Below are 10,766 nucleotides of genomic sequence, written 5' to 3'. Positions count from 1 at the left end.
CAGACGTGCGCTCTTCGGGTCTCCCGGGGCGTCGGGGGGCGCCGGGGCGGGAGCCGACCCTGCGCGGCGGCCCCGACGCAGCGGCGCGGGAGCCCGTGTCAGCTCGGGCGGCGCTCGGGCGCGTCGGCCTCCCGTGGGGCGTACGGGGTGCTCGGGACGACCAGGGGGCCGCCCGTGACCGGGTCGTCTATGACGACCGCGGTCAGGCCGAAGACGTCGCGCACCAGCTCCGCCGTCACGACGTCGGCCGGTGCGCCCTCCGCCACGACGCTGCCCGCCTTCATGGCCACCAGGTGGTCCGCGTAGCGTGCCGCCTGGTTGAGGTCGTGCAGGACGATCACCACCGTCCTGCGGCGCTCGTGGTTGAGGCGGCGCACCAGGTCGAGTACCTCCACCTGGTGCGCGATGTCGAGGAACGTCGTCGGCTCGTCGAGCAGCAGCAGATCCGTCTCCTGGGCCAGGGCCATCGCGATCCACACGCGCTGGCGCTGGCCGCCGGACAGTTCGTCGACGGGCCGCTCCGCCAGGTCCGTGACGTTCGTGCGCTCCATCGCCGCCGTGACCGCGCGCTCGTCCTCGTCCGACCACTGCTGCCACCACCGCTGGTGCGGCTGCCTGCCGCGCGAGACGAGGTCGGCGACCGTGATCGCCTCCGGCGCCGACGGCGACTGCGGCAGCAGGCCGATCGAGCGCGCGATGCGCCGCGTTGACAGGGACGCCAGCTCCTCGCCGTCCAGCAGCACCGACCCGGACCGCGGCTTGAGCAGCCGCCCGAGCGCCCGCAGCGTCGTCGACTTGCCGCACGCGTTGGGCCCGACGATCACCGTCACCTTGCCGTCCGGGACGGCGAGGCTGAGCTCGCGCACCACCGTGCGGTCGTCGTACGCGAGCGTCAGCCCGCGCGCCGCGAGCCGGACACCGGCTCCCGCCGCCTCCGCGGCACCCGCCCCCGCCGCCCGCGTGTCCTGGTCCGCGGCTGTTACGCCGTCGCTCATGCCGTGCCTCCCGTCGCGCGCCTGCCGGCGCCGCTTCGCCGTATCAGCAGCCAGATCAGATACGGCGCGCCGACCGCCGCCGTCAGGACGCCGACGGGCAGTTCCGTCGGCGAGAACAAGGTCTTCGCCAGCAGGTCGCCCGCCACCACGATCACCGCCCCCGTCAGCGCCGACGTCAGCAGCGGGATCTGCGCCGTGCCCGTCGTCCGGCGGGCGATCTGCGGCGCCATCAGCGCCACGAAGTCCACCGGGCCCGCCGCGCCGGTCGCCACCGACGCGAGGATCACGCCCGTCACGACGAGCCCCAGCCGTACCCGGTTCAGCCGGATGCCGAGCGCCGTCGCCGTGTCGTCGTCCATGGACACCGTCCGCTGCGCGTACGCCGCCCATCCCACCGCGGGTGCCAGCACGGCCAGCGCGATCACCACCGGCACCGCCTCGTCGTAACCCCGCCCGTTCAGGGATCCCGTCATCCACACCTGCGCCTGCTGCGCGACGAGCACGTCGCCCTTCGTCATGAGCAGCGTGATGACGGACTTCAGGGCGATCGAGAACCCGATGCCGATCAGCACGAACCGCGTCGCGTGCAGCCCGCCGCGCCACGCGAAGGCGTAGACGAGGCCCGCCGCCACGAGCCCGCCGGCGATCGACAGGTACGGCAGGACGGCGTACGACGTGACCCCGAACGTCAGCGCGCCCACCGTCAGGACGCCCGCGCCCTGGCTGATGCCGATGATGTCCGGGCTCGCCAGCGGGTTGCGCGCCACCGTCTGCACCAGCGCGCCCGCCACCCCGAACGCCAGGCCCACCAGCAGCCCGAGCACCATCCGGGGCTCGCGCAACGTGCCGACGATCAGCTGGTCCTGCGGCCGCCCGCCGCCGAACACCACCGGCACCACGCGCCCCGGGGACACGAAGCTGTCGCCCACGCACAGGTACGCCACGCAGACCAGCGCGAGCAGCACGAGCAGCCCCGCGGCCACGAGCGCGGAACGCCGGTGCAGCAGGAACGAGCCCCGGCCGCGGCGGACCACCCGGTAGCCCGCGGGACGCGTCGCGCGCCGCGGGCCACCGGCGCGGCCCGGTTCCTCCGCGCCCGCCCGCGCCGTCGTGGTGGGCGCGCTCACGCCGGTACCGCCTTCCTGCGCACGAGCGCCACCAGGAACGGCACCCCGATCAGCGCCGTCATCACGCCCGCGGGCACCTCGCCCGGCGGGAAGACGATCCGCCCGATCACGTCGGAGACCAGCAGCATCACGGGCCCGATCAGCGCCGCCATCGGCAGCACCCAGCGGTGGTCGGTGCCCACGAAGGCCCGCGCGATGTGCGGCACGGCGAGACCGACGAACGCGATCGGCCCGGCGGCCGCGACACCCGCGCCGACCAGCAGCGTCGCGCCGATCCCGCCGACGATCCGCACGACCGCCACGTTCTGGCCGAGCCCCACCGCCATGTCGTCGCCGAGCGCCAGCGCGTCCAGGCCGCGCGCCACGTACACGACGAGCACCGTGCCCGCCACGAGGAACGGCCAGACCTCGCCCGCGACCGAGCCGCCGCGCCCGGTCAGCGAGCCCACCTGCCAGAAGCGGAACTCCTCAAGCGTCGCCGCGTTCGTCGTGAGGACGGCCTGGGTGACCGCCACGAGCAGCGCGTTGATCGCCGCGCCGCCGAGCGCCAGCTTCACCGGCGTCGCACCGCCGCGCCCGCGCGACGCGATCGCGTACACCGCGACCGACGCGGCCCCTGCGCCCGCGAAGGCGAACCAGACGTACCCGTCCAGCGTGTGCACGCCCGCGAACGTGATGGCCAGCACGACGGCCACCGACGAGCCCTGGCTGATGCCGAGCACGCCGGGGTCGGCGATGGGGTTGCGCGTGATGCCCTGCAGGACCGTTCCGGCGAGGGCGAGCGCCGCGCCGACCATCAGCCCGAGCACCGTGCGCGGCACCCGCAGCTGCCGCACCACCTCGGCGTCGGCGCTGTGGCCGCCGTGCAGCAGGGCGTCGACGGCGGTCGTGGGCGGCACGGCCCGCGCGCCGACCGCCAGGCTCAGGACGACCGCGGCCGCAAGCGCCACCACGGCCACCGCCGTCCAGGCGACCCGCCGCGCGACCGGAGCCCGCCGCCCGCCGCCCGCGGGCGCGCTGAACGCGGGCGCGGTGGAGGCCTCGTCGTCGGACCCGCCCGGGGTCGCAGGGGCAACGGCAGACATCGCAACCAATCAGGACGGGCCGCCGGGACGGAACATCAGGACGGACGGACCAGGGACACGCGCGGGTCGTGGTTAGGTGAGCCTAAGTCTAGCCAGCCCGATCAAGAGGCCCTCCGCGAGCCTTACCCGTCGCACCCGCACAAGTCGCACCCGCACAATGGGAGTCATGGCTTCCCAGACCCACCCGCTCACCGCGCGGCCGCTCACCGTCGGCTTCGACCTGGACATGACGCTGATCGACTCACGGCCCGGCATCCACGCCACCTACCGGGCACTTTCCGCCGAGACCGGGGTGCACGTGGACGCCGACCTCGCCGTGACGCGGCTCGGCCCACCGCTCGCCGAGGAGCTGGCCGAGTGGTTCCCCGCAGACCGGATCGAGGCCGTCGCCAACCGCTACAGGGAGATGTATCCCACATTCGCCATCGAGCCGACGCTCGCGATGGCAGGCGCACGCGAGGCGATAGCCGCCGTCCAGGCGCTGGGCGGCCGGGCGATCGTGGTGACGGCGAAGCACCAGCCGAACGCGGAGCTCCACCTCGCGCACCTCGGCCTCACGCCGGACGCCGTCGTCGGATGGCTGTGGGCCGAGGCGAAGGCCGAGGCGCTGCGCGCGTACGGCGCGACGGTGTACGTGGGCGACCACACAGGCGACGTGCGCGGCGCACGCGCCGCGGGCGCGCTGTCGGTCGCCGTGGCGACAGGCCCGTGCGGCGCGGACGAACTGCGCGAGGCCGGCGCGGACGTCGTGCTCGACGGCCTCGGCGCGTTCCCCGCGTGGCTCACCGCCCACGCGGGCGAGCGCGGTTACGCGGAAGCGGCCGTGCCGTCGCCCGCGTCCGCGCCTTCGCCGGAGGCAGCCGGGGCCGCCGGGGCCGTCGCGTCCACCCTGGCGGCGGACGCCGCGGGGACGAAGGACTTCGCCTGACGCCGCTGGGCGCCGATCGACCGCATGACCCCCGCGGCCGCGACCACGAAGCCGACCGCCATCAGCATGCAGACGAGGTAGGCGGCGGTCGGGAACGGCTTGGTGCCCAGGAACAGCGGCGCCACCGTGACCAGCGTGGCCACGGCGCCGACGATGAACAGGACCCCGCCGGCCCGGACGAGCCCGTCGCCGGGACCGGCGGTGGCGGTGGCGGATGCAGGAGTAGCAGTCACGGCACCAGGGTAGTTCCCTGCGAACGGGTGCTCCGTGCGGCGTCCCGGGGCACGCGCGCCCGACCAGATCCGGACGGGAGGCACTAGCCTTGGGCGCGGCGGGTCAAGGCCCGCCACAGTGCTCTGCGGTGCTCTTCGGAGCGCTTCCCCTTCTTTTTCTTTCGCGCGCCAGGCGCCGCCGACCGGGCGGCACATGCCGGACACGGCCCGGCGCCCCGACGAGTTCGAGGATGAGGACAGACGTGCCCAGCGGCAAGGTCAAGTGGTACAACGGCGAGAAGGGCTTCGGCTTCCTCTCCCGCGACGACGGCGGTGACGTCTTCGTGCACTCGTCGGTGCTCCCTGCCGGGGTCGACGCCCTCAAGCCGGGGCAGCGCGTGGAGTTCGGCGTCGTCGCCGGCCAGCGCGGCGACCAGGCGCTTTCGCTGACCCTGCTCGACCCGGCGCCGTCCGTGGCGGCGGCGCAGCGCCGCAGGCCCGACGAGCTGGCGTCGATCGTGCAGGACCTGACCACGCTGCTGGAGAACATCTCCCCGATGCTGGAGCGCGGCCGCTACCCCGACAAGGCCCACGGCAAGAAGATCGCGGGCCTCCTGCGCGCGGTCGCCGACCAGCTCGACGTCTGAGCCGGAGCCCGCACCGCGAGCCCGCACCGCGAGCCCGCACCGCGAGCTCGCACGGTGGGCCGTCCGGCACAGCGGGACGGCCCACCACCACTGTCACACGAAGCGCAGCGCGTCCTCCGCGACCGGCGGCACGAGTCCCTCCGCCGCGGCCCGCTCCAGCAGGCCGCGGATCGCCGCGTACCCCTCGTCGCCGAGTTCCGCCGTGAACTCGTTGACGTAGAGCGCGATGTGCTGGTCCGCGACCGACGGCTCCAGCTCCTGCGAGTGCTCCAGCACGTACGGCCGTGACACCTCGGGCGCGTCCCACGCCATCCGTACCGACGCGGTCGCGGCGTCGGCGAGCGCGCGCAGCGTCTCGGCGCCCAGCGACCGCTTCGCGATGATCGCGCCGAGCGGGATCGGCAGCCCGGTCGTGGACTCCCAGTGCTCGCCCATGTCCGCCAGCGAGTGCAACCCGTAGTTCTGGTAGGTGAAGCGCGCCTCGTGGATCACGAGCCCCGCGTCGACCTTGCCGTCCCTGACCGCCGGCATGATCTCGTTGAAGGGCATGACGACGATCTCGCCCACGCCGCCCGGCACGGTCGCGGCGGCCCACAGCCTGAAGAGCAGGTACGCCGTCGACCGCTCGCTCGGCACGGCGACGACCTTGCCCGTCAGGTCCGTGCCAGGCTCCTTCGTCAGCACGAGCGGCCCGCAGCCACGGCCGAGCGCGCCGCCGCACGGCAGCAGCGCGTACTCGCCGAGCACCCACGGCAGCACCGCGTACGACACCTTGAGCACGTCGAACTCGCCGCGCTCCGCCATGCCGTTCGTGATGTCGATGTCCGCGAACGTGACGTCGATCTCCGGCGCGCCCGGCACGCGGCCGTGCGCCCACGCCTCGAAGGTGAAGGTGTCGTTGGGGCAGGGTGAGTAGGCGAGTTGCAGCGGCTTGTCACGGTCGGCGGTCATCGAACGTCTCCTCGAATACGGGGTTGAGCAGCGAGAACGCGCCCTTCAACGCGGCGAGCGCCGGGCCGATGCGCCAGGCGGCGCGGTCCCGCGGGCCCACGGTGTTGGAGATCGCGCGCACCTCCGCGCACGGCAGGCGGTGCACGGCGGCCGCCTCCGCGACGCCGAAGCCCTCCATGCCCTCGGCGGCGGCACGCGGGTGGCGCGCCGCCAGTTCGACCGTACGCCGTGCCGTGCCGGTCACCGTCGACACGGTGAGGACGGGCGCGAGCAGCGAGGGGAAGTCGGGGGACGCCGCGAGGGAGCGTGCCATCGCGGCAGCGAGCGCCGCGGGCGGGCGGTGCGTGCTGCGCCCGAAGCCGAGCTCCTCGACGGCCAGGTAGCCGTCGGGGGTGTCGGCGCCGAGGTCGGCGGCGATGATCTCGTCGGCGACGACCACCGAGCCGAGCGGCGCGCGCGGGGCGAACCCGCCGCCGATGCCCGCGGACACCACCAGCGTGTACGGGTCGCCGGCGGCCGAGGCCCTGGCCAGGGCCGTCGCGGTGGCGGCCGCGACGGCCGCGGGGCCCGCACCCCCGGCCAGCACGTCGACGCGCGTCCCGCCGTTGGCCACGGAGGCCCCCGCCGCTCCGGCGGCGACCGCCTCGGCCTCCACCGCCACGGCCGTCACGACGAGCACGCGCGGCACGCGGCCGCGCCCGCCCGGTCCGTCCGTGGCTGCGCCCGGTGGCTCCAACGCGTTCAACTCGTCAGCCGGATCGTCGGTCGGACCGTCAGTCGGAGCTCTTCATCTTGAGCTCGAAGTGCCAGATGCCCCGGATCGACGGGTTGGTCTTGTTGCTCTCGACGATCGCGACCTGCACCGACTTCGGCGTCTGACCGGTTGTCTGGTCCGGCTGGAAGAACGAAGCGGCCGGGATCGAACGGTAGGTGGCCGTGGACGGCTGCGCCTCGGCCTGCTGACCGTTGAGGAAGAGCGCCCAGCCGTTTCCGTCGTCCACGAGACCCGGGTCCACGCCGAAGCCGACCGTGTCGTCGGTGCTGACGGTGATGACCTTGTCGGCCTTCTTCGCCAGGCACTTCTGCGCCGTGCTGTTCGAGATGGCCTTGCCGTCGTTGTAGCAGCTCGCCTCCGTGTGGACGGAGCCGGAACCGACCGTCACGGTCGCGAGGGGCGTCGGCTTGTCACAGGCGGAGAGTGCGAGGAGCCCGGCGGACACCGCACCGAGGACGACGCCGGCCCTGCGGGCCTTGGCGGGAATGAGCGCAACGGTCATGGGCGAAGATTATCGGTCCGTCCGTGTCAGGCCGCGCGGGGGTGTGCCGCGCCGCGCCGTGCGGCCCTCAGCAGCCCTCGTACGGCGGCGATGACACCGGCCGCCATCACCGCCGCCGCGACGGACATGCCGAGCGACGCGTTCAGCGGCAGCGCCATCGCGATGCCGCCGCCGACGACCCAGGACATCTGCAGGACCGTCTCGGAGCGTGCGAACGCCGACGTGCGGACCTCCTCGGGCACGTCACGCTGGATCGTCGCGTCCAGCGACAGCTTCGACAGGGCCTGCGAGAAGCCGGCGACCGCGCCGACCAGCGCGACCATCACCGTGCTGAAGAACAGCGCGGCGAAGACCGAGGCCGTCAGCGCGAGCAGCAGCATCGCGATGACGATCAGCTCCGGCGCCCGTGACCTCAGCCACGCGCCCACCGCCGTCCCGATCGCGTTGCCCGCCCCGGCCGACACGCCGACGATGCCCAGGGAGATCGCCGCGCCGAGCCCCGGCAGCGGATGGTCGCGCAGGAGGAAGGCGAGGAAGAAGGTGAGGAACCCGGAGAGCGCGCGGTGCGCCGAATTGGCCTCAAGACCGTGCAGCACGGAGGGCCCGACCGTGCGCAGCGTGGGCCGCGGCGGCCTGCCCGTCCGCCCGCACCGCCCGTACTTCCCGCTCTTCCCGGCGCGCGCGGTCTTCCCGGCGCGCGCGGTCTTCCCGGTGCCCGCCGCCTTCCCCGTGCGCGTGCTCTTCGCGTCACGGAACCCGCCGGTGTATTCGCGGCGCGGCTCGGGGCGGTGCCCGTACTCCACCAGGTGCGCGGTGCGCTCGCCCTTCGCGGAGTCCACCTTCGGCGACATGGAGAACGCCAGGTACGTGCCGCCGAGGAAGATGACACACGCCCCGTACAGCGGCCACTGCACGCCGACCTGGTGAAGACCGGCCCCGATGGGGGCCGCCACGCCGGTCGCGAGCAGCCCGGCGAGCGTCACCCGGGAGTTCGCCTTGACCAGCGGGAACTGCGGCGGCAGCAGGCGCGGCACGACCGCGCTGCGCACCACCCCGTACGCCTTCGACGCGACGAGGCAGCCGAGCGCCGCCGGGTACAGCTCGATGCCGCCCGTCGCCACCGCCCCCGACATCGCGATCGCGAGGACCGCGCGGGCCAGCATCGCGATCGCCATGGCGGCCCTGCGCCCGTGCGGCAGCCGGTCGAGCAGCGGGCCGATGACGGGCGCCAGGAGCGTGAAGGGCGCCATCGTGATGGCGAGGTAGAGGGCGACGCGCCCGCGCGCCTCGTCCGTCGGGACGGAGAAGAAGACGGTCGACGCGAGCGCCACGGTGATCATGACGTCGCCCGCGCCGTTGACCGCGTGCAGCTCGATCAGCTTGCCGAGGCCAGACTCGCCGGCCCCGTGGGCGTTGGAGAACTTCCTGACGCCCTTCGCGGGCCCCGTGATCGGCATGTACAGGGCATGACCGATCACCCGCGCCGTCCTGCGGAGCGGGCGGGACGCGTCGGACGACCTGACGGCTGCCACTCCGTCATAGTGCCCCACGCTCCGGGTGAGCGAACCGATCTCGTACGTGACAGCGCGGCGGGACGGGCGCGTCGGCGGGCGCGCGGCCGGGTGCGCGGCCGGGTCACGGCTGTGTTGCGACGGGGCCCGAAGTATGGGAATGGCGGCGTGCAGGTGGGCCGGGGGCGAAGGAGGAGGTAGCGTGCGTAGCGCGCCACCGGCGGTTGCTCGCGGCCGCGCGCCCTGTCGTCGTCCCGCAGAATGGTTGTGGACAACGTCGAGGTGCGCCCGGGAAGCCGGTCGGGCGAAGGACGTCGATGCGGCCCCCTGGTCCGCTCCGCCTTCGGCCCGCACACCGTCACCGGTCGGCGCACCCGTGCTGCTACGGCGTAGGAGAGAAGCGAGACCTGTGAGTGCTGCGACGATGCGAAGCCGTACCCCCGACCGCCTGTGCGCAGAGGCGGTGGACCTCGCGCGGTCTGTGGCCGAGGAGGTGGCCGCTCCCGGGATCGTGGGCGAGCACGTCTCGGTGGTCGCCGACGGCGACCGGGTCGTCACACACCTCTTCGAGTGCCGCGAGACCGGCTACCGGGGCTGGCGCTGGGCGGTGACGGTGGCCCGCGCGTCCCGCGCCAAGGCCGTCACCGTCGACGAGGCCGTCCTGCTCCCCGGCTCCGACGCGCTCCTCGCCCCCGAATGGGTGCCGTGGAGCGAGCGGCTGCGCCCCGGCGACATGGGCCCCGGCGACCTGCTGCCGACCGAGGCGGACGACCTGCGGCTCGAACCCGGCTACACGGGCGAGGACCAGGAACCGCCGAACGCGCCGGGGCCCGTGGCCGTGCGCGAGGCCGTGGAGGAGGGCGAAGCGGATCCCGAGGCGCCCGCAGGGCCCGAGGCTTCGGCCCCGGGTCCGGCTCCGGTCCTGCCGGAGCCCGCGCCTGCGCCCGCTTCCGTGATGGCGTCGGAAGCGGTCGCGGAGCTCGTCGAGTCCGAGGACGCCGAGCTCAACACGCCCGACCTCCCGACGACGGTGCCCGCGCGCGCCCGCATCGCCTCGGTCGCCGAGGAGCTCGGCATGGGCAGGCCGCGGGTCCTTTCGCGGTACGGGCTGCACGTGGGCGCCGACCGCTGGGAGGAGCAGTACGGCCCGAAGACCCCGATGGCGCAGGCCGCGCCGGCGCCGTGCGCCTCGTGCGGCTTCCTCGTGCCGCTCGGCGGGTCGCTGCGGCAGGCGTTCGGCATCTGCGCCAACGAGTTCTCGTCGGCGGACGGGCACGTGGTCTCGCTCGCGTACGGCTGCGGCGGCCACTCCGAGGCGGCCGTCATGCCGAAGCCCCCGGTCCCGGCGCCGCCGGTGCTCGACACCGTGGGCTCGGACGAGTTCCCGCTGCACCCGTCCCGCGAGGAGGGCTCCGTCGCGGCGGCGGCCGAGCCCGACGACACGGAGGACCTGGGCCACAGCTGACCGGCCGGCCGAAGGCCGGCCCGATCGTCGGGCCCGGCCCGGCCCGGCCTTCGGGCTCCGCCCACTTCACCCCGTCCCGCCGGTCGCCGCGGCTCCGGGCCGGTCGCGTTGGCACGCGTGCCTTCGCCCCGGCGTCCCGTCCCGGAGGGACCCGGGCCGGAGGGCCCGTTCAGCTCCACTGCCGTCGCTCAACCGCCGGGCACCTGGCCCCGGGCTCCCTGGTCGAGCACGCCTGCCCCGGGTCGGCCCGGCCCCCGGGCGGCGGCCCTCGCTTCGGGCTTCGCCCAGTTCGCCCCGTTCCGCCGGCCGAGACGGCTCCGGGCCGGTCGCGTTGGTACGGGTGTCATCGGTTCGGCACCCGTGCCCGGACGGGGCGCGGTCCGGGGGTCGGCGCTCGCGGGCCACGGCCCGGTCCGCTGCCCGGGCGGGTACGGCCCTCGGTCCTTCGGTCGAGTACGCCTACCCCGGGCCGGTGTCCCGCCGTACGAGGTGGGCGCCGGGCGGCCGGCCCGCGCGCTGTCCCGCACCCGGCCGGGGCGGCCCGCTGCCGGGCGCCGGGAGCCAGGCG

General features: G+C 74.7%; 10 protein-coding genes. 3 read left to right on the top strand and 7 right to left on the bottom strand.

The annotated features are described in order from the left end of the window. Positions 1–98: 98 nt before the first annotated feature. The 3 genes from JFN87_RS28945 to JFN87_RS28935 all read right to left on the bottom strand — a co-directional run bounded on the left by JFN87_RS28945 (position 99) and on the right by JFN87_RS28935 (position 3,207). Complete coding sequence (locus JFN87_RS28945) at positions 99–995, bottom strand: ABC transporter ATP-binding protein (protein WP_209344773.1); 897 nt, start codon at positions 993–995, stop codon at positions 99–101. Continuing rightward, positions 992–2,029, bottom strand: a complete 1,038-nt coding sequence (locus JFN87_RS28940) for a FecCD family ABC transporter permease (RefSeq protein ID WP_307865630.1) — start codon at positions 2,027–2,029, stop codon at positions 992–994. Before JFN87_RS28940 ends, JFN87_RS28945 begins: the two co-directional genes overlap by 4 nt. Before the next feature lie 89 nt (positions 2,030–2,118). Continuing rightward, positions 2,119–3,207 carry a FecCD family ABC transporter permease gene (locus JFN87_RS28935; protein ID WP_209344770.1) on the bottom strand — a complete coding sequence of 363 codons (1,089 nt, stop codon included), beginning with the start codon at positions 3,205–3,207 and terminating at the stop codon, positions 2,119–2,121. Positions 3,208–3,364: 157 nt separating this feature from the next. Between JFN87_RS28935 and JFN87_RS28930 the strand changes: the two genes are divergently transcribed. Continuing rightward, positions 3,365–4,135 (top strand): HAD family hydrolase, encoded by a 771-nt coding sequence (locus tag JFN87_RS28930; protein WP_372449299.1) that lies wholly within the window; start codon positions 3,365–3,367, stop codon positions 4,133–4,135. Positions 4,136–4,610: 475 nt separating this feature from the next. Then, positions 4,611–4,994 carry a cold-shock protein gene (locus JFN87_RS28925; protein WP_209344767.1) on the top strand — a complete coding sequence of 128 codons (384 nt, stop codon included), beginning with the start codon at positions 4,611–4,613 and terminating at the stop codon, positions 4,992–4,994. Between the two features lie 93 nt (positions 4,995–5,087). Here the strand turns inward: JFN87_RS28925 and JFN87_RS28920 are convergent, their stop codons facing one another. From JFN87_RS28920 to JFN87_RS28905, 4 genes are all read right to left on the bottom strand, one after another. Next, positions 5,088–5,945 (bottom strand): 1,4-dihydroxy-6-naphtoate synthase, encoded by an 858-nt coding sequence (locus JFN87_RS28920; protein ID WP_030898211.1) that lies wholly within the window; start codon positions 5,943–5,945, stop codon positions 5,088–5,090. Further along, positions 5,929–6,633 (bottom strand): futalosine hydrolase, encoded by a 705-nt coding sequence (locus tag JFN87_RS28915; RefSeq protein WP_209344765.1) that lies wholly within the window; start codon positions 6,631–6,633, stop codon positions 5,929–5,931. The genes JFN87_RS28920 and JFN87_RS28915 overlap by 17 nt, the downstream gene beginning before the upstream one ends. Before the next feature lie 85 nt (positions 6,634–6,718). Further along, a complete protein-coding gene (locus tag JFN87_RS28910) occupies positions 6,719–7,222 on the bottom strand; it encodes a DUF2771 domain-containing protein (protein ID WP_209344763.1) in 504 nt (167 codons plus the stop codon). A 26-nt stretch (positions 7,223–7,248) separates the two neighbouring features. Beyond that, positions 7,249–8,754 (bottom strand): MFS transporter, encoded by a 1,506-nt coding sequence (locus JFN87_RS28905; RefSeq protein WP_209344761.1) that lies wholly within the window; start codon positions 8,752–8,754, stop codon positions 7,249–7,251. Between the two features lie 388 nt (positions 8,755–9,142). On the opposite strand from JFN87_RS28905, the gene JFN87_RS28900 reads away from it, so the two are divergent. Further along, positions 9,143–10,198 carry a DUF3027 domain-containing protein gene (locus JFN87_RS28900; protein WP_209344759.1) on the top strand — a complete coding sequence of 352 codons (1,056 nt, stop codon included), beginning with the start codon at positions 9,143–9,145 and terminating at the stop codon, positions 10,196–10,198. Positions 10,199–10,766 lie beyond the last annotated feature (568 nt).

The sequence above is a fragment of the Streptomyces montanisoli genome (assembly GCF_017813245.1).
Classification (GTDB): Bacteria; Actinomycetota; Actinomycetes; order Streptomycetales; family Streptomycetaceae; genus Streptomyces; species Streptomyces montanisoli.
Note: the sequence above shows the minus strand (reverse complement) of the source record. Positions and strands in the feature narration are given on the sequence as shown.

Coding starts and splice junctions, on each gene's coding strand:
- JFN87_RS28910 (WP_209344763.1), bottom strand. CDS start 7,222: ATGACCGTTGCGCTCATTCCCGCCAAGGCCCGCAGGGCCGGCGTCGTC.
- JFN87_RS28945 (WP_209344773.1), bottom strand. CDS start 995: ATGAGCGACGGCGTAACAGCCGCGGACCAGGACACGCGGGCGGCGGGG.
- JFN87_RS28930 (WP_372449299.1), top strand. CDS start 3,365: ATGGGAGTCATGGCTTCCCAGACCCACCCGCTCACCGCGCGGCCGCTC.
- JFN87_RS28920 (WP_030898211.1), bottom strand. CDS start 5,945: ATGACCGCCGACCGTGACAAGCCGCTGCAACTCGCCTACTCACCCTGC.
- JFN87_RS28935 (WP_209344770.1), bottom strand. CDS start 3,207: ATGTCTGCCGTTGCCCCTGCGACCCCGGGCGGGTCCGACGACGAGGCC.